A 23,777-nucleotide genomic window follows, 5' to 3' on the forward strand; every position below is an offset into this window, starting at 1 on the left:
GCGTTGCAATTTCTGAAGGCTGAGTAGCTAAGGAACGATCGAATGTACAGCGTCAATCAACATCGACCGTGGTTGCATCGGTGAAGCCGAGATCGAGCGTGCGTAATAGAAATTAAGTCACGCGATCGATAGTATTAAATACTTGCCGCCATTGCCATCATGCCTTCTTGCTGGGGACTGACGATCGAAATGTGGGGTTCGCTGAGATATTTATTGGCTACTGTTTGTAGTTGTGCCGAGGTAAGTTTTTGGATCGCTCGATCGAATTGGCTGTCGAAATCGATGTTCAATCCCAATAGTTCGTACCAGCCATAGGTTTGAGCTAATTGGCCGTTAGTTTGTTTGCCGAGGGCATATTGGCCGAGCAGTTTATCTTTGGCAGTTTGAAGTTCTGTAGCAGAGAGTAATTCTAGACACAAGCGATCGACTTCGGCACGCAAGCCGCTTATGGCAACGCGGATATTGCTCGGTGCGGTGCCCATATACGCACAGAAGTGTGAAGTGTCTAGTCTGGTCGGGTAAAATGCCGAGACATCATAGGCTAGTCCGCGTTTTTCGCGTAATTCTACGAATAAACGACTGGACATGCCATTGCTTAAGTAGCTGTCGATTAATTTGAGCGCGATACTGTCGGGATCGTGGATTGGGGGCGCAAGGTAGCCCAACATGACGATCGCTTGTTGAGTGGCTTGATATTCAACTTGCCACTGTGGTTGGGTGATGACATCGGGAGCTAGCAACGTTGGTGGCTCGTATTCGGGGATTTTCCAATCGCCAAATACTTCGGTCGCTAGAGCAATCGCTTCGTCTGGCGTAATTCGTCCAGCAAGACTGATAATTAGTCGATCGGGACGAATATGCTTCTGATGATACTCGACTAAGTCTTGGCGGGTAATTTGTGCGAGTGTCGCCGCAGTGCCCAGGCTGGATCGCGAGTAAGGATGTGCGCCATACAACGACGTCCGTAACTGACGATAAGCATTATTAAACGGTTGTTCTGTCTGCGATCGAATGGCTTGAAGAATTAGCTTTCGCTCGAGGGCGATTTGATCTTCAGGAAAACTGGGCTTTGTGAGAATTTCGCCCGCTAATTTAAAGATGCTGATGAGATCGAATTTAACTGTCTTGAGACTGATTTTGATGTAATCTGTCGTCGTCTCCGCACCCAATCCCGCCCCAACTGATTCGACTCGATCGGCGATTTCTAGAGCCGATAATCTTTGCGTTCCCTTGGTCATGACGGAGGTCAGTAGCTGCGCGATGCCAGCCCGCTCGGCTCTTTCCCAGCGACTCCCTGCCGGGACGAAAAACCGCCCAGAAACAATATCTGCTGTGGGGTTGGCGATCGTCAGAACTGTAATACCATTTGCTAACTGGCTCCGATGAATTGGGGGATTAATCATTGGGAAGGATAATACGAGACACTAAATGCACATCTTACTTACCAAACTACACTATATCCGCCACTGCGTGCCGATACTGCCAGAAAAACGACAACAAGTACAATGGCTGAAGTAAGTATATGTATCGCCAATGTTAGTATACTAATATACTTGAGATGACTGGAGCTAAACTCTTGGCAATTCGATCGATGCCGAGATTTTATAAAGTGCCCGATCTAGCTCCCAAAATACCAAAGTTGTTCTTAATTATTCACGATCGTTCTGGAAAAATATATCAATGAAAAGATTACTGTGGTTTACGTGCTGTTCGATCCAGTCTTTGGTATGGACGACGGCAGCTCAAGCCACCCCCATTAGCGAATCTCCATATTTACCGACTACGTTTGACTTGAGTGCCGATCGCACTGCCGCGTCGGTAGAGAATGTACCTACCAATTCGCTGGCACAAGGGATGCCGTCTACTGAGAGTCTTAGCACACCGCCGAGTCCACCCGAACCAATCGTCAATGATGACTACAAACTTCCAACCTCTCCAGGGTTTTCAATTTTTAATCCTGTTGGTTTTGGAGCGGACAATAATACAGTCTTCTTTTCTGTAAGCTATCAACAGCGCACCCGATTCACCCAAATAGCTGATGGTGAAGCTGGCTTTGGGATCGGCTTAGGAGATGCCTATAGATCGCTGGGTGCAGAGTTGTCCTACAGTATCAATAGTTTTGGTTCTAGTGCTGGCTTTGGGAGCGGTGCATTCAACATCAAACTGCACAAGCGATTGAGCGAAGATACCTCCGTGGCTGTTGGTTGGAACCAGTTCCTCCAAGTGCGATTCAAAGGTGGCCCCAATCTAGGTACCGATTATCCGTCTAATTCATACTATGCCGCTGGTACCAAAATTTTTCGCACTCGCGCTAATGCAGACGATTTCTTCAGTCGTGTTGCTGTGACAGGCGGCGTCGGTAGTGGCGTGTTCTTGCGGTTCGATCGAACGCTCAGTCCTGGTACTTCTAATAGCGGGTTGAATGCTTTTGGTTCGGTTGGCGTGAGAGTTGCCAGACCCGTAAGTGCGATTTTGGAGTGGACGGGGCAAGACTTAGCTGCTGGTTTGTCAATCGCGCCTTTTGAAAATTTCCCGTTAGTAATTACTCCCGCAATTCGCGATCTGGCTGGTGCTGGAGATGGAGCCAGATTCGTCGTTGGTTCGAGTCTATTTTTTAATTTCTAGGAAGCAAAGATAGGTATAATATTTTATACTTTTTTAAAAAGCTTCTAAGGGTAGCATTGGGTAACTAAAAATCGAATATTTGTTAGGGGTTGGCTTCATCCGAGCGATTTGCGTGAAATCGGGACGAACCGATCGAGGTTGACTTTAACTAAATTGTCCATAACATCAAGTGTCATTTTTAACTTTTAGATCCCATGTTAATAAACTCTAAACTTCAACAGTTAACTCTAGGCGTTGCGATCGCTGGGGCGATCTCATGTGGCTCGATGCTACCCGCTATGGCTGGGGGTAACAATGGCAGCAATAGCAGCGGTACGAATGTCAGCAATGTCAGTGGTACTAATGTTAGCAATACCACAGGTACTAACACCAGCAATAGCACAGGCACTAATGCCAGCAATACTACAGGTACTAATGCTAGCAATACTACGGGTACTAACGCAAGCAATGCTTCAGGAACAGATGCCGACTCGAAGGCCAAAGTTCGTTCGATGATTCGTTCTAACGCAATCTGGTAATCCCACATCTTGCACCAAGTTCGATTAATGGTGATGGGAATGGGAAAGGATAAAGGGGAAAGGAACATACCCACAATCTCTTCTTTACCCCTTACCCTATTTTTTATCGACCTGCAAAGATTTCGGCGATCGCGTTCTGAATTTCGCAAGCAGCTCGATACGGGTCGGGAGCCGACTTAATCGGTCTGCCCACTACGATATAATCGGCTCCATTCATAAATGCTGTTTTGACATCGACGGTGCGCTTTTGGTCGTCGCGTGGTTCGGCGGTATTATCTACTGGTCGAATGCCAGGAGTGACGACGAGAAAATTGGCGTCTAAATTGGCTCTGAGGGCTTTGGCTTCACGTCCAGATGAAATCACCCCATCGCACCCGATCGCCAAGGCGCGTTTGGCTCTAGACAGCACTAGGGCGTCAGGATCGCAATCGAATCCCAAGTCATTGAGGTCGCCGCGATCGAGACTTGTCAGGACGGTAACTGCGAGAATTTTAAGATCTTGCTTCTCGCGGACTGCTGCTTTTAAAATTTCATCGTTACCGTGAACGGTGACAAAACTAATACCGCGATTGGTGAGCTGTTTGACTGCCGCGCCAACGGTTTGCGGCACATCAAAAAACTTGAGATCGACAAAGATTTTTTTATTGCGGGCGAGCAACCAATCGATCGTTTCAAAGTATTGTCCGCCCAAAAACATCTCCAGACCTAGCTTGTAAAAAACGATCGCGTCGCCTAATTGTTCGACAATCTGTTTGGCTCGATCGCTACTATCGACATCGAGCGCAAAGATCGTTCTTTCTTTAGGGTCGATATTTTTTTGAGACAGATAAGATCGATCGTCTGACATGATTTTGGCTGGCAACTTTACAGTAATCTGTTTCAAGTTTAGCGGCAAAAGTACCCGAGTTGGCTCGATTCTCGCAGTGAGCCGCAACATTCAAAGGGAGGAGCGATGTATACATCGCTCCTCCCCTAAATCTCGTTAAGTTGAAATCTGCAATCCTCGATCTAGCCTCGCGCCTCAGCCGCTCTTTGTTCGTCTTGGGTTTGCGGCGGACGATAACCATGCTCGAAGGCAAATCTAACCAACTGCGATCTATTTTCCAGATTTAGCTTCGTCAGAATATTACTCAGGTGAGTTTGAACGGTGCGCGGACTGATAAATAATCTTTGACTGATTTGTTTGTTCGTCAAACCTTGAATTACTTCCCAGAATACCCGTGCTTCTGCTGGAGTCAATGGTAGATCTTCTTCTGGTTCGGGATGTTTGACTTGAGCGACAGACTCAGCAACATTCTCGCCGTATTCTGTTTCGGACTCAGTATCTTCTGGCACTTTTTGCATCAAGCGCACCATCTCGGAGTGAATCCGCCGCGAACGTTCGAGTTGAGCTTCGATTTTGGCAAGCAATTCCAATGGCTCGAACGGTTTGGTGATGTAGTCGTCAGCACCGATATAATGACCTTGAATCCGATCTTCGAGATCTTTTTTGGCCGTCAAAAAGATAAATGGTACTAACTGTCCGGGTCTAGTCGCTCGCAAACGGCGACAAAATTCCAAACCATCCATTCCGGGCATCATGATATCTGACACGACCAGATCTGGCGGATCTTGGGCGAACAGTTTTAACCCCTGGACGCCAGAGGTCACCACCCGTACTGAATAACCCCGCTTTTCGAGATAGCGAGTCAGTACGGTTTGGAGGGTTTTATCGTCGTCTACTAATAAGATTTTTTTCACGTTCGGATCCTTGGGGTCACAACGATTTGTTGGGGAAATGGGGTATGAGTAAAAATTAATTAATTTAGCAATACAATCTGTTTACTTTGGCAATTAAAGAATTAATTAGCTTTGCTAATCATTTTAAATAAGGGGAAGACTTATGGTCTATCGGTAGTTAGCCTGCAATTTAACACCACTTGCTGTCGTTGGTTCGACCTGGAGGTGTCGAGCTAACTTGCAGCCAGAGGCTACGATGCTTACTTAGCTATATATACATACATACAACTATACAACCAGGAAAGTTACTAAAGATATCTGAAAAAGTTTTATCGCCCACGATCTAGCTTGCGAATCGTCTGCCAAAATGTTCGTACAGAGCGTTGCTGCTAAACCTATTATTCCCGCATTTTAAGGATATAGCACAATATTACACAGTCTTATGCACAGCTCGGCCTGAGATCGTTTGTAGGGGCAACATCTGCGCTAAAAGATAGTGTGGATGGTTCGCAAGCTACTGAGACGCTCCGGCTACCGATCGGACAATACCGATCGATAATTACCTCAGCATACATCAACCGCACTCTCTGCATGTGAAATTTGATGTGACTATAGCGATAATCTGCCTAAAGGCTACAGCCCCGACTTCTTCGAGAAGCCGAGGCTGTAAGCGAGCGGGCGAGCTGAACTGTGTCAGTATTAAAATTAAGTTTCTTGGACGGCAATAGTTGCAGGTAGCCGACTGAAAGCTAAGTGTTCGTTCTGTACCTCTACAAAGATCGTATCTCCTTCCTTAAAATCACCCCGCAAAATGCCTTTGGCGACGGTTGTTTCTAACTCTTTTTGAATCGTCCGTTTGAGCGGTCGTGCGCCATATACGGGGTCGTAACCGACATTTACTAAGAAGTCGAGCGCAGATTCTGCTAATTTTAGCGATAACTTGCGATCGGCCAACCGTTTTTCGAGACGGCCAACTTGGATTTTGACGATATTCCGCAGTTCGGATTTTTGCAAACTGTGGAAGATAATTGTATCGTCGATCCGGTTGAGAAATTCGGGACGGAAATTATGGCTTAGAGCTTCTAAGACGCGAGCTTTCATCTCATCATATTTATCATCGCCAGCTAGATCCAAAATATATTGCGAACCAATATTACTGGTCATGATAATTACCGTATTCTTGAAGTCTACCGTCCGACCTTGGGAATCGGTGACCCGTCCGTCATCGAGTACCTGCAACAGCACGTTGAAGACATCGGGGTGTGCTTTCTCGATTTCGTCGAACAGAATTACCGCGTAGGGGCGACGGCGAATACTTTCAGTGAGTTGTCCACCTTCTTCATAGCCGACGTAGCCTGGAGGCGCACCAATGAGGCGCGAAACAGCATGTTTTTCCATATATTCGGACATATCAATCCGAATTAGGGCATCTTCAGCGTCGAAGAGGTAGTTGGCTAGCGTTTTGGCTAATTCGGTTTTACCAACACCTGTGGGGCCGAGGAAGATAAAGCTAGCTGTGGGGCGATTGGGGTCGGATAAGCCCGCACGGGAACGCTGGATGGCTTCGGCGACGGCAGTGACGGCTTCGTCTTGGCCAATGACGCGACGGTGTAGTTCGTCTTCGAGGTAGAGGAGTTTTTCGCGTTCGGTTTCGACGAGTTTGGTGAGCGGAATTCCCGTCCATTTAGAGATGATCTCGGCGATATCGGCTTCGGTGACTTCTTCGCGGAGCAGAGATTTTCCGGTAGTTTGGGATTGGGAGAGTTTGACTTCGGCGGCTTCGAGTTTACCTTGGAGTTCGATCGATTTACCAAATTTAAGTGCCGAAGCCTGCGCCAGATCGTAATTGCGTTCGGCTTGTTGGATTTCGATATTGACTCGATCGATTTCCTCTTTGATGGTTTGGATGTCGGTAATCACATCTTTTTCCGACTGCCATTGGGCGGTGAGGGCGCGTTGTTCTTCCTTGAGATCTCCCAGTTCCTTTTCGATCTTTTGCAAACGTTCGCGAGCAGTATTCGACGTATCTTTATTGACTGACAACCGCTCCATTTCTAATTGGAGTACCTTGCGATCGATCTCATCTAATTCTTCAGGCTTAGATGTAATTTCCATCTTCAGGCGGGCGGCGGCTTCGTCCATTAAATCGATCGCTTTATCTGGTAAAAACCTGTCGCTAATATACCGGGTAGATAAGGTGGCCGCAGCTACTAAGGCATTATCAGAGATTTTTACCCCGTGATGCACTTCATAGCGTTCTTTTAAACCCCGCAGAATCGAGATCGTATCTTCGACGCTGGGTTGATCGACATATACTTGTTGAAAGCGACGTTCGAGAGCGGCATCTTTTTCGATATATTTGCGATATTCATCGAGCGTAGTCGCACCGATACACCGCAGCTCGCCCCGCGCCATCATGGGCTTGAGCAAGTTGCCTGCATCCATTGCGCCTTGAGTGGCACCCGCACCAACGACAGTATGGATCTCATCGATAAATAAGATGATTTGACCTTGAGATTCTGTGACCTCTTTAAGCACGGCTTTGAGTCTTTCTTCAAACTCACCGCGATATTTTGCGCCAGCAACTAAAGCACCCATATCGAGCGAAATTAGCTGCCGATCTTTGAGCGATTGGGGTACGTCGCCGCTAATAATTCGCTGGGCTAATCCTTCGGCAATTGCCGTTTTCCCGACACCCGGTTCGCCAATCAGGACAGGATTATTTTTAGTCCGGCGGGATAAGATCTGAATCGTCCGCCGAATTTCATCATCGCGTCCGATCACCGGATCGAGTTTACCCCGACGAGCAAAATCAGTTAGATCTCGCCCGTATTTAGAAAGAGACTCGTATTTGTTTTCGGGATTTTGATCCATTACTTTTTGACTGCCTCGAATTTGGGAGACGATCGTTTTTAACTTACTTTCTTCGAGTTTGAAATCGGCAAAAAATTGCTTGCCAAATCGATCGTCCTGGGGATATGCTAGCAATAGATGCTCGATCGAAATAAATTCATCGCCATACTCTTTACGATATTTCTCTGCTCGATCGAGTAATGTATCGATGCTGCGTCCGAGATAAACCGAAGTTACTTCACCCGATATCCGGGGCTGTTTTTGAATAAAACTCTCTAAGCTTTGCCGAAATTGACTTAAATTCACACCAGCCTTGCTCAAGATGCTCGTTGCTAACCCATCTTGTTCGAGTAATGCTTTGAGCAAATGCTCCGACTCCATCTGCTGGTGATGCGAAGCTTTGGCAATATCTAGGGTATTGGTAACCGCCTGCCAAGCCTTTTCCGTAAATTGTTGGGGGTTATTAGGTTGCATGATGCGACTGGAATAAAATTTTATATAAGCAGCACAGTCGAGGATTATGGCTCGTTTTTGCTACATCCTCATTGTAGTCAGATCGATCGGCTTACTAAGGTCGGTATTTACGATATAGCTGCTGGTTATTGCCGAAATTTTGTCGGTATCGCCACACCGAGCGGTAATTTCTCGTCTGTTGGACTTTGGCTTGAGCCAAATTGACGCGCAGATTGCCGTTTGGCGCGCAGGAGGCAAGCTAGAGCAATTTACATCGCTCTAGCTTGCTATTTCCGATCGGGTGATTTGTAGATCGTCACTAACTCGATGATGGGAAAATTAATATTAATTTTATTTGCAAGTATTACTAAAAATGAAAGAAGCAGAAATACCTGACAAAAACATCTTTATGATGTGCTCGGCATTGAATCAAAATGCCCTCACCGAATTACCCGCTAGTTACTCCATTAGAAACTGTAGAACTGATGAACTAAATATCTGGAAAATGATGCCCTTTGACGATCTCGATCTGGCGAAAGAATATGAGCAATTCATGTCTGATTATTTCAACACAACTTATGCTGATAAAGAACAACTCTTTTTCGCTAAAACCTTGTTTGTCTGCGACCGACAAGATAAACCTATTGCCACTTGCTTAAGTTGGAAAGCCTACGATGAGTTTAGTACGATTCAATGGTTTAAAGTCTTGAAAGAGTATGAAGGGCAAGGTATTGGTAGAGCTTTGCTGTCGATCGTCATGCAGGAAATCGCACTACACGATTATCCTGTTTATCTCCATACACAGCCATCTAGTTTTCGGGCAATTAAGCTTTACTCAGATTTTGGTTTTTCATTACTTTCAGGCGATAATTTCGGCATCAGAAACAACGATTTGGATGAATGCTTGCCGATTTTAGAAAAATTTATGCCAACAGAATATTTTCAGAAACTTAGAATTGTTATTGCCCCCAAAGAGTTTGAGGACGCCACGAACAAGTACGACACAAATCAATTCTGAAATTGAAAACTAGATTTCTGATAATAGTTGGCATAGATTTGGGTTTTTCAGATAGTCTTGGCTAGTTGCCAATTAATCTGCGGTTTGTCGATCGAATTCAACGCTGTATTAATCGCCGAAAAAGGTTTACTCCCAAAGAAGCCATTCCGTGCCGAAAGTGGTGAAGGATGAGCAGATTGAATGACGATATGTCTGCTAGTATCGATTAATTTTAGTTTCTTTTGAGCGTAGGCACCCCATAAGACAAAGATGACTGGAGCGGTTTTTTGATTGACTTTACTAATTACGGCATCTGTAAACTTTTCCCAGCCTTTATCTTTGTGAGAATTAGGTGTATGTGCGCGAACTGTCAGCACCGCATTTAACATCAGGATGCCTTGCTGTGCCCAGTTTACCAGGTAGCCGTGGTTGGGAATCTCACAACCGAGATCGGCGTGCAGTTCCTTATAGATATTGACCAGAGACGGTGGAACTTTGATGCCTGGATTGACCGAAAAACACAAACCATGCGCCTGATTGGTATCGTGATAAGGATCTTGTCCGAGTAATAAAACATTAACTCGATCGTAAGGTGTTAAGTTAAAGGCTGCAAATACATCTGCTTCAGCGGGAAAGATCTCTGCTGTTTGTCTTTCTGTGGCTAGAAAATCTTGTAACTTTTGAAAATATGGTTGCTCGAACTCTGTTGCCAAAACTTGTTGCCAATCACTAGAAATCGATGAGATAGTCATATTTATTAGTCATTAAAATACAGCGGCGGCAATTTAAATTGCCGCCGCTACGCTGTTATCGGCAGTATCGTTTAGACAGTTGCGTTGAGAGATTTAGATTTAATTGACGTCAAGAAATTTTTGAGTAACTGCTTGCCAGAACTAGTCAAAATACTTTCTGGATGAAACTGTACCCCTTCAATCTGGGGATAATCCCGATGGCGCACGCCCATAATGGTGCCATCTTCAACCCAGGCATTAATCTCCAGGCAGTCTGGACAGGTGGCTCGATCGATTACTAAACTATGGTATCGAGTAGCGGTGAAGGGATTGTCTAAACCTGCAAAAACACCTGTATTGTTATGGTAAATTTCGGAAGTTTTGCCGTGCATCAAAATCGGTGCGGGGATTGTATCGCCACCAAAAGCCTGTCCGATGCTCTGATGTCCCAGGCACACGCCTAAAATAGGATATTTGGTGCCGAGTTCGCTAATAATTGCCATGGAAACACCTGCATCTTCAGGACGCCCTGGCCCTGGCGAGATCAAGATCCCATCGGGGGCGAGATTGTCGATCTCAGCGATGGTAATTCGATCGTTGCGATAAACGCGAATATCTTCAGCAATAGTTAATTCCTGGCCTAATTCGCCCAAATATTGGACGAGATTATAGGTGAAACTGTCGTAATTATCAATAACTAAAATCATGCATTACACTATCCCAACCTTACTCAGTGTAAAGCAAAGATCGCCATTTGGACTGATGTGTTCTCGAAAGAAGCGATCCAAACTTAAATTCTTGCATCTCGATCGTCGTTGAGAGGACGAGCACGCTTCGGGACGCATCTACTAATATTTGGTAGATAGTGAATAGTCAATAGTGGGTCGATTTAAATTATCGCCGCAAATACCGCAGAGGCGATTGAGTTAGGGTCGTCGAATGGATACCTTTTAACCGCTTAATGGACGAATAACAAGATTGCTTTGGGAATAACTAGACACATGCCTACCAATACAGATGCAAACGCCGAAATCAGCACGGCACCAGCAGCACAATCTTTGGCAATTTTAGCTAAATCGTGATAGGTTTGGCCGACAGTTAGATCGACAACAGATTCGATCGCCGTGTTTAATAGTTCTAGAGTCAAAACTAAGCCGCTAGTAATACAGATTACCGCCATTTCTACGCTACTCAACTGTAACAGCGCGCCGATGACGATCGCTAACGTGCCCATCACGCAGTGAATGCGAAAATTGCGTTGAGTGTTATAGGCATAAGTTACTCCAGCAGCCGCATATTTAAAACTTACCCCGATACTGGTGGCAACACGCCAAGCCTTGACGCGATTTTGATTACTTCGTTCTAACTGGTGGTGCGCAGACGTAGATATTTTGCTGGCCATATCTGATTGAATCGTAGTATTGGCGGACTCGTCCAGTTTAATCTGCATCGATAGGTAACTCCCACGGGAAAAATAATGATTTATTGGCTTGAGGCTTAACACTTATGGCTTAAAGTTCTCATTTATACACTCGATAATGAGAATCACAAGCCGACGCATGATAGAAATTGTTCTTGCTGATGCAACATTAGCAACAAACTTGCTTCGTCGGGGTGATCCCATCCCAGCAAGTGTAGTAGCCCATGACTAGCCAGCCAAGCTAATTCCTTTTCTAAAGAATACCCATGTTCGGCAGCTTGCATAGCAGCAGTATCGACAGAAATGATAATGTCACCCAAATATAGGGTTGCATCGGCTGTTTCATCTGGCAGTGGCGGAAAATCTACCTCCATTGCCGCAAAAGATAAGACGTCAGTCGGCTCATCTCGATCGCGAAATTGAGAGTTGAGAGATTGGATCTCGCTATCGGTAGTTAGACGCAAACTTAACTCATAAGTGTCTGCTGGTGGTAAATCTAATCCTGGTGTCTGCAACCAGTCTAGAAACCAGTCACTCCAAGTAGTTTCGTCGATCGTACTCGGCTGATACAGGTCTTGAACGATTAATTCTAAATTCATCTAGTCGGCAAATAGTGGTGCTGGGTTAGTGGTTTCCCGATCTAGGCGCGATGCTCCCCTGGAGCACCCGTAAGACATCCGGTCGCTATTATCTAGTCAGATATGCGAGTCCCACGAACAATGCGAGTAAGCCGATGGTGCTAAGTGCGAAATGCTGAAGAGATTTGCCACGCTTTTTGACCATATTGCGCATGGCATATTTAACATATTTAGTTTTGAGTTCTTCTGGTGTCGGCGGGACTTCAAGCGTCGCCGTAGCTGTAGCAAGATTGGAATCTGAGGGTGTTTCGACGACCACAGTAGATTCAGTAGGATTGTTATCTATGGGTGTGTCAGTCATGAGGGCGATCGGGATGTGGGTTTGCTTTTAGTTTATCTAATTCGATCTTATACTATCCTTTTCTTGCGTTTTGTAACAATCTTTATAAAAAGTTCTGCGGATCGACATCGATCGTCATCTTGACGACGTTAGAACATTTGCTTCTAAGTACCTCCCAATCGGGGAGGCTCGCACTCCCATCTGGCAAGTATTTCAGCATAATTTGCCAGCGGTAGCGATTATTGACGCGCATCACTGTGGCTGGCGCAGGCCCCAAGACTTCGTAATGTCCGGCAATGGACGCCTCAATCAGGATGGTGCCAATTTCCGTGACGGTGCGTTCGACCGCATCGGCATCGAGACTGCTAAACCGCAGTAAAATCAGCTTGCCATAAGGTGGATAGTCGAGCATCCGCCGTTCTGGTAGCTCGGCAGCGATAAAGGCTTGATAGTCGTGCTTGGTGACGGCAGCTAGGACGGGATGTTCGGGATTGTAGGTTTGAATGATGACGCGTCCGGCTTCATCGCCGCGCCCGCAGCGTCCCGCGACTTGAGTGAGGGTTTGAAAGGTACGCTCGGCGGCTCGATAGTCCGAGAGATGCAATAAGCCATCGGCGGCTACTACTCCCACGAGGGTGACCTGTGGCAGGTCTAATCCTTTGGTGAGCATTTGGGTACCCACTAGTAAATCGGCCTCGCCCTGGACGAATGCGGTCAAGATCCGGCGATGGGATCCTTTGGTACTAGTTGTATCGCTATCGAATCGCAGGCACTTAAGTTTGGGAAATTGTTGGTTTAATTCTTCGACAATTTTCTGGGTACCGCTACCGAAATACTTGAAATAGGGCGAGTCGCATTCTGGACACCTTGGCGGCTGAGGTTGGCAATGATTGCAATAATGGCACCGCAACAAGGCTTGTGCTGATGTCCCTGGCTGATGGTAGGCAAGCGAAACATCGCAGTTGGGGCACTCGCACACGTAACCGCAAGCCCGACAGGAGACGAAGGTACTATGTCCGCGCCGATGGATGAATAAGATGCCCTGCTGTTTGTTGGCTTGCATCTGCTGCAATGCTTGGACGAGCGGACGGCTGAAGATGCTGCGATTGTTATTTTTTAACTCTTGCCGCATATCGACGATTTGGACGGGCGGGAGGGGGCGAGAGTGGACGCGGGTGGGGAGGGGGAGGTAGTGGTGGGAGTTGGGAGTTGGGGGTTGGGAGTTGGGAGAGGGGGGGAGAGGGAGAGGGGGGGAGAGGGAGAGGGGGGGAGAGGGGGAGTTTTGGGTGATGGTTACCCAGGTTTCCAAGGAGGGGGTGGCGGAGCCGAGGATGAGGGGGCAGGATTCTAGTTGGGCGCGCCAGTTGGCAATGTCGCGGGTTTGGTAAGTGGGGGCGGGTTGGTCTTGTTTGAAGCTCGAATCGTGTTCTTCGTCGAGGATAATTAGTCCTAAATTGGGTAATGGTGCAAAAATTGCCGATCGAGTGCCGATGATAATTTGAGGGGTACGATCGAACATTTGTCGCCAGGTATCGTAGCGTTCGCCGTCACTAAGCGCGCTATGATAAACGCACACTCGATCGCCGAATCTCGATCGAAATCTGTCGGTGAGTTGGGGTGTCAAACCGATTTCGGGAACTAAGACTAATACAGACTGTTCTCGTGCTAAGATGCGCTCGATCGCCTGTAAATAAACTTCGGTTTTGCCCGAACCCGTGACGCCATGGAGCAATACTCGGGCGAATCCTGTCAAACTATCGATCGTGGCTAATGCTAAAGCTTGATCGCTGGTAAGAAGTTTGGCTGGTTCTTGTTGGAATATGCCTAATTCTCGCTCGGAACGCAGTTTTTCTTTATTGACGATCGCAATATATCCTTTCTCGGCAATCTTATTGAGCGTTGCCGAAGTGGTACCGCCTAGTTTTAATAATTCTGACTGCCATAACTCACCATCATGTTGTTTCAAAATCTCGATAATCTCGCGCTGACGATCGGTTAAATCTTCCGCCGCTCCGTCAGCAGTTAAAATGACGGCTTTTTGTAATTTAGGCTGTTGGGTTTGTCCCGATTCTAAATAAGATTCGACTAACTGGCGATCGAGTAATTCGCGCAAACCCCTTCTGGCTCCGGGTATCTGTTGCTGGATATATTGCCAGCTATAGTTTTTTTCTGACTTGCCATGTAATAACTTGAGGATTTTTTTGGCAATATCGCCGACAAAAATCTCTGCATTTACATCGGCGATCGCTCTAATTCGCCGATGCGATCGGGCCAATAGTCCGGGGGGTAAGGCAACTTTGATAACTTGAATTAATGGTGTATAATAATAATCGGCAATTTGTGTCAACCACTGCCAATAATTGGGTTTGAATAATCCAGATGCCACCACATCTTCGATATCTTTGATTTTAGAAATTGCTAAAGAATCTGGCAATCGATCGACAAATCGAATGGCAATTCCCCCAACTACTTGTCCGCCCAAAGGGACGCTAAGAATATCCCCTATTTGCAACTGAAACTGTTCGGGTACATTATATGTATATAAAGCTTGAATGCCGGGACAATCGACTAATACTTCTACCAATCCAGACGCCTTAGTGCCAAGCGCATATCCAGTAATCGGTTCGGATACGCTACTTACCAGGGATAAATCGGAGTCGTACATTGATGTTTGGGTATATTTGAGGATTTGAGTAAGCCGTACACTAAATCGATCGATGCAACATTTATTATTAACTAGATTTCAAGGTGCGTTAATTGGTGCGAATACGATCTATCTCAATCCGCAACAAATCGCTCCCAATCAATTGCTCCTCGATGCGACTCCCGTATTATTCCGTGGCATTAGCAGTTTAATCGAGGGGGGGGGATTTGACGATCGAGAGTGGGCGCAACAGCTAGTTGGAGATATTGCCAGCTCGGAACAGGCAATTTTGGCGATGCTACCCCTGATGTTATTTTTCCATGACGATCGCGTCAAGTTGCGAGAAACTTTAATTAATGTCAGTCATAGTTGGCAACTCGATTGGGAAACCTGCTCTAGTGCAGTCTCGCTCGGATATATTATATCTCGATCGCTCACCGAGTCTTTGCGCCCCCTGACCCTCGTCGCGCAACTCTTAGACGAAACTATCAATCTGCATCCACTGGTATTCCAAGAACTCGGCACGATCGATCGACTCTTAGAGCGTTCTAGTAGCTTACATCAAGTCGCCCGCCGCTTGGCTGCCAACTCTCACCCAATTATTACACCGACAATTCTGGCGATTTACTGCTTTATCTCGACCCCTGAAGACTTTAGTTTAGCAACTCGGCGCGCTTATCAGATCGGTCGATCGCCATTCACCTGCGCCTTGACAGGAATCCTCTCTGGTGCCCACAATAGTGCGATTGGAATTCCGCTTAACGGTTATATGGCGACTCAAGAGCGCGAACATTGGCAAGCCGCCGCTGCTAGTTTGCTCGGTGCTTGGGCGGGAGTTTATCGGGATACTACTGGTGCAGCCGATTTATTCGCACTGAGTTCTCAACCGACTAGTGCTCATCCGTTGGCAATAGCCGCACCGCAAGTTATCCAGAAACGCAGTTGATTTGCGATCTAACACCGGAGAGTACCCACAAGGGGCACCCTTACACCATTAATCTGTAGGGGTGCCCCTTGTGGGTACCCAAGGAGCTAAACTAATTAATAATATTTTTAGACTGGTGTAAGATGTGGGTTCATTTAATTGGGTTCGCGACTTTGCCAAAATTGTTCGGCAAAGGCAACTGTCGGATGCATCGGTGCTTTGGGTTTGGATCTGAGCACCATCGAGGTTTCATTCAGATATTTATCGCCCTTCTTGTGGTTGCAAGTTTCACACGCGATCGTCACATTATCCCAGGTGTGGGTACCACCTTTAGAACGTGGAATGACGTGATCGATCGTCAGTTGTTTGGCACTCCCACAGTACTGACAGCGATGTCCGTCCCGCCTAAGCAGCTCGCGCCGACTCACGCTCGGCAGTTTCCATAACCGTTCGGCGGTAGTGGTTTTGAGCCGAATGTGGTGCGGAACTTCTACCGCAACCGATGGGGAGTGCAATACCCACACCAGCTTAGTATCCTGCAAGTCTAGAGGTTCGGCTCTGCCACTCAAGAGTAGGCTAATTGCACGGCGGATATTAATCCGTGCCATAGGTAAATAATTGGTCGAAAATACTACTACAGAATTATTTAATACAGAAGGAATTTTGGATCGCAGATCGGCTTGCTTGCTGTCTGAGATCCCCATGGTGGCAGGTTTCATAGTATTGAGCCTCCTACGAACAACCCCCGTTGTCTGTGGCAGACAAGCGGGGGTTACAAGAAGATGTAGATTGTGTTCTTGTTATTTATGCAACCGAACAACATCTAGGTAATGATGTTATGCCAGTTGGTTTCCCGCAATGCTTGAATGGTAATCGATGCAGTGATTTGTCAGCCGCAATTTCAATGTTCGCTGTCCGATCGTTAGAGCCATGCTCCGCCACATCTATTTGCCACAAATTACGCTCACCGCTGTGTTGGGCGGTAAAATAATTGCGGAGCAGAGATTTAGGACAGAAGTTAGGCACGAACGTTGAGTAGGTTAAGGTGGATGGCGATCGAGATCGAATCGTGCTGCTAATGGCGAACGATCTGTCTGGACACGAAATTGGTAGCTTAAGCAGCTAAGATATAAAAGCTAATTAACTCTTAATAATACAATAAATTTTGTCGAGATGTCTAGTAGATATCGATCCTAATTTGTTTAACAAGCCATGTAGTATTACGAAACTTAGTTCTCAGGTCATCGCTGTAAAAAATGTCACATAATCAAGCCAGATGATGATGAGATAATGCTTGGGCTAAGATTGAAGTAGATTAGCTGCCCCTCACACTCTAGGAATGACGATGGTGGATCGAATGACATTATCACCCCAACAGGAAGTAGGCACACCAGTTACGTTAGCTGACTATATCTATCCAGCCATCCAAAAACAGTACATTACCATTATCAATTTAGAAGCCGACGTACTCGCCGATCGGGATCTTGAAGGCGTACATCAGATGCGAGTGAGCTTGCGCCGCTTGCGATCGCAGATTCAAGCCTTCGCACCGATTTTAAATATCCCCAAAGTCATGGGGATCGCGCAAATCGGCCAAATCGCGAGAACATTGGGCAAAGTTCGCGATTTAGATGTATTGCAAGATCTGCTGGAAAATTATCGATCGAGCTTGCCAGAGTCAGAGCAAACGCACTTAGAAAAAGTTGCAGCAACCCTTGTCAAACGTCGTCGCAAAGAAGTTGCAAAAGTTAAATTGATGCTCGACGATCGCGAGTATCAATATTTTAAACTAGGCATGAATAATTGGCTCAACAGTCCTCAATATATGTCTAATGCTCAAGTTGAATTGAGCGCGATTTTACCAGATCTACTATTGACTGTCGCCGGACAACTATTTCTCAATCCGGGTTGGTGGATCGATTTAGATTCAGAAACAGAAATTACTCCAGAGTCGGGAGTTTCGCAGTTACTCACGATTCATGGCGAAACCATGCACGGACTCCGCAAGCAAGTCAAAGCTCTACGTTATTTAATGGAAATGTTTCCCGATCGCTATCCCGATCGATATCGCGATTATCTTAAAGAGTTCAAACAAATTCATCAAATCTTTGGAAATATTCAAGATAATTTAGTGCTAGACAAGTTTATTCGCAAAGTTTTGGGTAAACGATCGCCGATAAAACTACCAATTCTTTACGAACGGCTCGCGCGAAGCAATTATCTCAACTGGCAAAATTGGCAGCCAATTCAGGAACGATATCGGCAATCGGAAATTAAGCAAGACTTCAAGTTATTGCTGATTCAAGATATAATTAAGTGAGTCGATGTCGATAATTGCCGAGTAAAAACTTGGTAAATTATAGAAATTCGATCGCAGCGATATTTTGATAATTTCTATGGATAATGGCGAACTGGCGATCGATTACTCCAGTCTGGAATGGACTGAGCTACCACCCCTCACCACCGATACGATCTGGACGATTATTCACGAGTCGATAAGCGATTTGCAAGTGAATCAGCTCCTTTGGTATTACTTAGGCTATCGGTACGATAGAGCGGAAAATAGCTGGGATCTGAGTCGAGTGGCTCCCGAATGGGGTGAAACCTATCCCACACCACCAGATTTTATCGCCAGTCGTCCCGCAACAGTCAAACTCACTCGATCGATTCCACCAGAGCACAAGCAACTGCTCAAAGAACAGCTCGGCTTTAAGGGCTATAAATTTGGTGAATTTGGCCCGCGCCAGACGCGCAGAGCCACAGCCGCTAGTTGGTTGTTAGCGTCTATGGCACAGAGGGTATAGTAGCTTAGGTTGCTTAGTTAAAAATGGAAAGTAAGAGATTGGTAGTATCGAGAGTAAATCCAAAATCCACAGTCCACCATCCAAAATAAAATTAATTCAGGGAAATAATATGGCACGAGTAATGATAGTCGGCGCAGGTGGAGTTGGTAATGTCGTCGCACACAAATGTGCCGCACGCGCCGAATTTACAGATATTTTGCTAGCAAGTCGCAGCGTGGATAAATGCGAAAAAATTGCCGCGAGCATCGGCTCGCCAAAAGTAACGACAGCCGCTCTCGATGCCGACACGGTAGCAAATACAGTCAAATTAATCGAAGAATTCAAACCAGATCTGCTGATTAATGTCGCACTCCCATATCAAGATTTGGTATTAATGGATGCTTGTCTGCAAACAGGCATTCACTATCTCGATACGGCTAATTACGAACCGATCGACGTGGCTAAATTCGAGTATAGTTGGCAATGGGCATATCGAGATCGCTTCAAAAATGCTGGACTGACAGCAATTCTCGGTTGTGGATTCGATCCTGGCGTGACGGGTGTATTTAGTGCCTACGCACTCAAACATTATTTCGATGAAATCCACTATCTAGATATCATCGATTGCAACGATGGCAACCACGGCAAATCATTTGCTACCAATTTCAACCCCGAAATTAATATTCGCGAAATCACCCAGCCAGGTCGATATTTTGAAAACGGCGAATGGGTAGAAATCCCAGCTTTATCGATCCATCGTCCAATTCCCTATCCTGAAATTGGCGATCGCGAGTCATATTTGCTCTATCACGAAGAACTCGAATCTCTAGTTAAAAATATCCCCACGCTCAAACGCGCCCGGTTCTGGATGACATTTTCTGAGAATTATATTACGCACCTGAAAGTATTAGAAAACATCGGCATGACCCGGATCGATCCGATCGAATATCAAGGTCAACAAATTGTCCCATTACAATTCCTCAAAGCTCTCCTCCCCGAACCTGCTTCTTTAGCCACAAATTATACCGGACAAACCTCGATCGGTTGTCATATTACTGGTATTAAAGATGGTAAAGAGAAGAAATATTATGTCTATAATAACTGTCAACATGCGGCAGCATATAAAGAGGTAGGATCGCAAGGCATTTCCTATACAACAGGTGTCCCGGCTGTGGTTGGTGCATTGATGATTGTCAACGGCAATTGGAAAAAGCCGGGAGTATTTAATGTCGAAGAATGCGATCCAGATCCATTCATGGAATTACTCGGCCCGATGGGATTGCCTTGGCATGAAGTATTTGATGGTGTATCGCCATTCGAGAATTAGAAGATTTGTAGGAGTAGGTTTATGTCACTAATTCAAATGTGCAATTAATCTCCGTACAAACCTGCCCAATCCTACCAATAACATTATAGGTATATCTTCACAGATATCAGGAGAAATACGATCTGAAGGTTGCTGGTGGGTGAGGGCGGGTTTGTACGATAGTTATCGTTACAATCGCGATTAGTAGCATAAACCCGCCCCTACAGATTGTTCGGATGAAACGATCGAATCGATCGAGATATTGCTAATCGATCGCGATGAATATACTTAGTGCTGACCGATGGTAGTAATCTCAATCTTTTTGGCTGTTCTAGAATCGCGATTGCATTACTTCTACTGGTCGATCGATGGATAAAATTAGATTGGAATTACGAGATGAGAGCAGCATAACTAATATTTATACCCCTCCCAGTTCGTTTTTTCATTTACTGTTTTGGTAATTGTGTATTGACTCGCGAGCAATGGGAAAACATAGATATTTGTTGCCGATAGCGTTCTCGTACAGAAGTCAAGCTATGCTCGATCGTGAGTAGTTTTTATAGAATGAATCTCATTATGCGCATCGCAAATCTCGATGAAACTACCCTGCGCTACCACGCTACCGATAAATCTTTCCAGCGGGGCGAATCTTACTATCAACAGGGAGCGGTAGTCGATCTTTGTCAGCGGGGAAATTGTCTTTATGGGGAAGTCGAAGGTAACGAAGTCGAACCATACCATGTCACCATTCAATTTGATGCTGGGGGCGTGACTGAAGCTGAATGCAGTTGCGAGTATAGTTTTGAAGGATGGTGCAAGCACATCGTCGCAGTGGCTCTGACTTCGATTCGCCAGCCGGAAAAGATTCAGCAACGGTTGTCTTTGAATGAGTTGCTCGATCGATTAAACCACGTTCAGACTCAAACATTGGTGCAAGAATTAGTTGCTAAAGAACCAAATTTATTAGAGCGGATCGATCGATTCGTCAACAAGATTTTGCCGCCAATCGTCGAGCAAATTTCTACAACCGTAAACCGTCCCAAACGTCAGACGAGTGTCGATCCGCAACCCTATCGACATCAAACCAAACAAATGATGCGGCATTGCGTGCAGCATTGGGAAGAAGGCTGGGAAGAAAATCCGATCGATACCGATTTACCAGAAATTTTAGACCAGGCGCAGGCTTTTATTGACAACGGTGATGGCAATAATGCCTTAGTAATTTTAGAAGCAATTACCCAAGCTTGTATTGAAGATTGGGACGAGGTAACCGACTATGGTGCAGATGGTGACGATCTGGTGGCAATGCTCGATCCGATTTGGGCAGCGGCAGTGTTGACAGCAGAATTATCATCGGAAGAAGCGATCGATATTCAGGTAAATTTGGAAGAATGGCAAGATCGTCTGGGCGGTAACTTTGAGATCTGCGCCGCAGCGTTGCGGCAAGGTTGGGATACACCAGAACTTGTGGCAGTACTTGAAGGGGAAAGCGAAGATCTGTGGGAAGATGGACGACCGAGTTATGCGGATAAATTAGCGCGGATTCGATTGGAGCTTTTGAATTTACAGGAACGTTACCCAGAGTATTTGAACCTAGCACGGGCGGAGGATCTAGTTGAAGAATACTTGGTAATGTTGGCACAATTGGGAAGGGTTGGCGAAGTCATGGCGGCGAGCATTCGCCTCAAGGATGCCGGACAAGCACTCGCCGTAGCGAAGGTATTGAGAGAACAGGATGCGCTCGCAGAAGCACTTCTAATTGCAAAAGCGGGATTGGATTTACCCGATCGTATTTTCGCAGCACCCGCAGAGCATCAATTCTTTAATATCCATCAGAGTCCGCTGCTCGACAAACATCGCTACGAATTAGCCGATTGGACGAGCGAACTGGCACAGGGACTGGGCGAACTGTCCACAGCTCTGAGCGCAAGAATTACCGCTTTTAAGCTGCGTCCGTCGATGCGGGGGTATCAACAAATCCAAACGCTGGCAGGTGAGGCTTGGCAGACCTTACAGGCCGATTTGCTGCAACATTTACGGACGATCGATAGCTGGAGACATGCGGAAGCCAAAGTCCAAATCTTTTTGCATGAAGGCTCGATCGATGATGCGATCGCGACTGTCACCGATAGTTATGCTAGGGGCCACTTGATTCAATTGGTGATGGATGCAGCGATGTCTCATCGACCGGAATGGGTGATTGCGAAGGCTATTCCCCCAGCAGAAGATATCATCAATCGCGGTAAAGCCGAAGCTTATCAAGAGGCAGTAAACTGGTTGACTAGAGCGCGGGCTGCTTATCTGCAATCTGGACGTCAAGATGAATGGCAGCAATATCGTGCCCAGTTGATTGCCACACACGGACGCAAACGCAAACTGATGGGATTAATTGAAGGTGCAAATTTATAGTTGCGAGAGACTTGCTAAGATTGAGTGTAGAGATAATAAAATATCAGCGATTAAAATCGCCGCTAGTGTTGCAAAGTCCGCCTACGCGGACTGAATTATTAGTCCGCGTAGCCGATACCGATCGAAGTACCTACAATTAACGTTGGCGTTAATGTTTCAAAGTCAGCAATTACCAAACCGATGTGGTGGGTTTTGCAATGATAGTATCGGGATTGTCTTGTACTAGCTCGCAACTTGGGTTAATATCTCTATCTCCGCCAATTTATTGAGTAAACATGACCCAAACTAACAACGACATTTTAGCTAATATTCCATCACCTTGCTTCGTCTTAGAAGAGCAACTGTTAGCGCGAAATTTAGCAATATTCGATCGAGTCCAAAAAGCTGCCCCGATTCGGATTATGCTTGCGCTCAAGGGGTTTTCGCTCTTTCATAGCTTTCCCCAGATTCGCACCACACTTAAGGGTGCTTCTGCTAGCTCGCTGTGGGAAGCAAGACTCGCCGCAGAGGAATTTGGCACGGAGGTACATGTTTATTCCCCTGCCTATCGCGCTGAAGATGTGCCGGAGATTCTGCCCTTAGCCTCGCACATGACCTTTAATTCGATCGGTCAGTACTCCCAATTTCGATCGCAGATTGCAGGCTCTGGCACTGCTAAACCATCGGTAGGACTGCGCATCAATCCTGAATACTCGCCAGTCAAAACCGCCCTTTACAATCCCTGTCAGCCATCTACGCGCTTGGGCATCTCCGCAGCACATTTAGGGGATACTTTACCGGAGGGTATCGATGGATTTTTATCGCACAATTTATGCGAGAGCGACTCATTTGCATTAGAAAAAACGATTGCAAATATCGAGCGGTTATTTGGCAAGTTTTTACCACAACTTAAGTGGTTAAATTTCGGTGGCGGTCATTTAATGACGCGTAAAGATTATGATGTCGATCGTGCGATCGAGGTTTTAAATGCATTCCACGATCGTCACCCACACATTCAACTGCTGATGGAACCAGGGTCTGCAATTGTCTGGGAAACTGGATTTTTGACTGGTAAAGTATTGGATCTAATTCCTACTGATGATGTGGTAAATGTGATGTTAGACGTATCGTTTACCGCCCACATGCCCGATTGTTTAGAAATGCCTTACAAGCCAGCAATTCGCGGCGCGCGCGAGCCAGAAGTAGGCGATACACTATATCGGATGGGTGGTTCTAGTTGTCTGGCTGGTGACTTTTTAGGCGACTATGCGTTCGACAAGGAGTTAGCGATAGGCGATCGCTTGATTTTTGAAGATATGATGCACTATACGATGGTCAAAACTTCAACATTCAATGGTGTCTTCCATCCCTCGATCGGACGACTCGATAAAGATGGTAACTTTAAGCTCTGGCGTGAGTTTGGCTACGAAGATTATCGATCGAGATTGGGCTAATAATTTGCAAACTTTTAGAAACTCGAATTCTCTTGAAGTCGGG

General features: G+C 46.0%; 22 protein-coding genes. 10 read left to right on the top strand and 12 right to left on the bottom strand.

From position 1 onward, the window contains the following. Positions 1-134 precede the first annotated feature (134 nt). Complete coding sequence (locus CHA6605_RS20710) at positions 135-1,403, bottom strand: M16 family metallopeptidase (protein ID WP_015161343.1); 1,269 nt, start codon at positions 1,401-1,403, stop codon at positions 135-137. A gap of 155 nt (positions 1,404-1,558) precedes the next feature. Here CHA6605_RS20710 and CHA6605_RS36295 point away from each other — a divergent pair, with 155 nt between their 5' ends. The 3 genes from CHA6605_RS36295 (at position 1,559) to CHA6605_RS20720 (ending at position 3,143) form a co-directional block, all read left to right on the top strand. Further along, positions 1,559-1,684, top strand: a complete 126-nt coding sequence (locus CHA6605_RS36295; protein ID WP_269744515.1) for a hypothetical protein — start codon at positions 1,559-1,561, stop codon at positions 1,682-1,684. Then, positions 1,681-2,625 (top strand): hypothetical protein, encoded by a 945-nt coding sequence (locus tag CHA6605_RS20715; protein WP_015161344.1) that lies wholly within the window; start codon positions 1,681-1,683, stop codon positions 2,623-2,625. Before CHA6605_RS36295 ends, CHA6605_RS20715 begins: the two co-directional genes overlap by 4 nt. A 194-nt stretch (positions 2,626-2,819) precedes the next feature. Further along, positions 2,820-3,143: a hypothetical protein gene (locus tag CHA6605_RS20720; protein ID WP_041548352.1), complete on the top strand. Its 324-nt coding sequence runs from the start codon at positions 2,820-2,822 to the stop codon at positions 3,141-3,143. A 103-nt stretch (positions 3,144-3,246) separates the two neighbouring features. Here the strand turns inward: CHA6605_RS20720 and pyrF are convergent, their stop codons facing one another. The 3 genes from pyrF to clpB form a co-directional block, all read right to left on the bottom strand. Further along, the gene (gene pyrF, locus CHA6605_RS20725; RefSeq protein ID WP_015161346.1) at positions 3,247-3,990 is read right to left on the bottom strand and encodes an orotidine-5'-phosphate decarboxylase; all 744 of its coding nucleotides are present in this window, start codon (positions 3,988-3,990) and stop codon (positions 3,247-3,249) included. 161 nt (positions 3,991-4,151) lie between these two features. Next, on the bottom strand, positions 4,152-4,883 hold the full coding sequence (locus CHA6605_RS20730; protein WP_015161348.1) for a response regulator transcription factor: 732 nt from the start codon (positions 4,881-4,883) through the stop codon (positions 4,152-4,154). A 684-nt stretch (positions 4,884-5,567) separates the two neighbouring features. Then, entirely contained in the window at positions 5,568-8,189 is a 2,622-nt protein-coding gene (clpB, locus tag CHA6605_RS20735; protein WP_015161349.1) for an ATP-dependent chaperone ClpB, read from the bottom strand. A 352-nt stretch (positions 8,190-8,541) separates the two neighbouring features. Between clpB and CHA6605_RS20740 the strand changes: the two genes are divergently transcribed. Continuing rightward, complete coding sequence (locus CHA6605_RS20740) at positions 8,542-9,186, top strand: GNAT family N-acetyltransferase (RefSeq protein ID WP_015161350.1); 645 nt, start codon at positions 8,542-8,544, stop codon at positions 9,184-9,186. A 47-nt stretch (positions 9,187-9,233) separates the two neighbouring features. Here the strand turns inward: CHA6605_RS20740 and CHA6605_RS20745 are convergent, their stop codons facing one another. From CHA6605_RS20745 to priA, 6 genes are all read right to left on the bottom strand, one after another. Next, complete coding sequence (locus CHA6605_RS20745; protein ID WP_015161351.1) at positions 9,234-9,917, bottom strand: uracil-DNA glycosylase; 684 nt, start codon at positions 9,915-9,917, stop codon at positions 9,234-9,236. A gap of 71 nt (positions 9,918-9,988) precedes the next feature. Then, positions 9,989-10,603 (bottom strand): anthranilate synthase component II, encoded by a 615-nt coding sequence (locus CHA6605_RS20750; protein ID WP_015161352.1) that lies wholly within the window; start codon positions 10,601-10,603, stop codon positions 9,989-9,991. A 251-nt stretch (positions 10,604-10,854) separates the two neighbouring features. Next, the gene (locus CHA6605_RS20755; protein ID WP_015161353.1) at positions 10,855-11,346 is read right to left on the bottom strand and encodes a diacylglycerol kinase family protein; all 492 of its coding nucleotides are present in this window, start codon (positions 11,344-11,346) and stop codon (positions 10,855-10,857) included. A 95-nt stretch (positions 11,347-11,441) separates the two neighbouring features. Continuing rightward, positions 11,442-11,915 (bottom strand): rRNA maturation RNase YbeY, encoded by a 474-nt coding sequence (gene ybeY / locus CHA6605_RS20760; protein ID WP_015161354.1) that lies wholly within the window; start codon positions 11,913-11,915, stop codon positions 11,442-11,444. Between the two features lie 88 nt (positions 11,916-12,003). Continuing rightward, positions 12,004-12,255 carry a DUF3285 domain-containing protein gene (locus CHA6605_RS36660; protein ID WP_015161355.1) on the bottom strand — a complete coding sequence of 84 codons (252 nt, stop codon included), beginning with the start codon at positions 12,253-12,255 and terminating at the stop codon, positions 12,004-12,006. 82 nt (positions 12,256-12,337) lie between these two features. Further along, the gene (priA, locus tag CHA6605_RS20770; protein ID WP_015161356.1) at positions 12,338-14,899 is read right to left on the bottom strand and encodes a primosomal protein N'; all 2,562 of its coding nucleotides are present in this window, start codon (positions 14,897-14,899) and stop codon (positions 12,338-12,340) included. Between the two features lie 52 nt (positions 14,900-14,951). Here priA and CHA6605_RS20775 point away from each other — a divergent pair, with 52 nt between their 5' ends. Beyond that, on the top strand, positions 14,952-15,824 hold the full coding sequence (locus CHA6605_RS20775; RefSeq protein WP_015161357.1) for a hypothetical protein: 873 nt from the start codon (positions 14,952-14,954) through the stop codon (positions 15,822-15,824). Positions 15,825-15,958: 134 nt separating this feature from the next. On the opposite strand, the gene CHA6605_RS20780 is transcribed toward CHA6605_RS20775, so the two are convergent. Both CHA6605_RS20780 and CHA6605_RS34390 read right to left on the bottom strand, forming a co-directional pair. Continuing rightward, entirely contained in the window at positions 15,959-16,522 is a 564-nt protein-coding gene (locus CHA6605_RS20780; protein WP_015161358.1) for an HNH endonuclease, read from the bottom strand. 85 nt (positions 16,523-16,607) lie between these two features. Next, complete coding sequence (locus tag CHA6605_RS34390) at positions 16,608-16,829, bottom strand: hypothetical protein (RefSeq protein WP_157260053.1); 222 nt, start codon at positions 16,827-16,829, stop codon at positions 16,608-16,610. Positions 16,830-17,160: 331 nt separating this feature from the next. On the opposite strand from CHA6605_RS34390, the gene CHA6605_RS20785 reads away from it, so the two are divergent. The 5 genes from CHA6605_RS20785 (at position 17,161) to nspC (ending at position 23,734) form a co-directional block, all read left to right on the top strand. After that, complete coding sequence (locus tag CHA6605_RS20785) at positions 17,161-18,123, top strand: CHAD domain-containing protein (protein WP_041549746.1); 963 nt, start codon at positions 17,161-17,163, stop codon at positions 18,121-18,123. A gap of 76 nt (positions 18,124-18,199) precedes the next feature. Next, positions 18,200-18,607 carry a DUF1823 family protein gene (locus tag CHA6605_RS20790; RefSeq protein WP_015161360.1) on the top strand — a complete coding sequence of 136 codons (408 nt, stop codon included), beginning with the start codon at positions 18,200-18,202 and terminating at the stop codon, positions 18,605-18,607. A gap of 109 nt (positions 18,608-18,716) precedes the next feature. After that, positions 18,717-19,913: a saccharopine dehydrogenase family protein gene (locus CHA6605_RS20795; protein ID WP_015161361.1), complete on the top strand. Its 1,197-nt coding sequence runs from the start codon at positions 18,717-18,719 to the stop codon at positions 19,911-19,913. A 555-nt stretch (positions 19,914-20,468) separates the two neighbouring features. Then, positions 20,469-22,301 (top strand): SWIM zinc finger family protein, encoded by a 1,833-nt coding sequence (locus tag CHA6605_RS20800; RefSeq protein WP_015161362.1) that lies wholly within the window; start codon positions 20,469-20,471, stop codon positions 22,299-22,301. Between the two features lie 275 nt (positions 22,302-22,576). Beyond that, a complete protein-coding gene (gene nspC, locus CHA6605_RS20805; RefSeq protein WP_015161363.1) occupies positions 22,577-23,734 on the top strand; it encodes a carboxynorspermidine decarboxylase in 1,158 nt (385 codons plus the stop codon). Positions 23,735-23,777: the final 43 nt, after the last annotated feature.

The organism is Chamaesiphon minutus PCC 6605, from assembly GCF_000317145.1.
GTDB lineage: Bacteria > Cyanobacteriota > Cyanobacteriia > Cyanobacteriales > Chamaesiphonaceae > Chamaesiphon > Chamaesiphon minutus.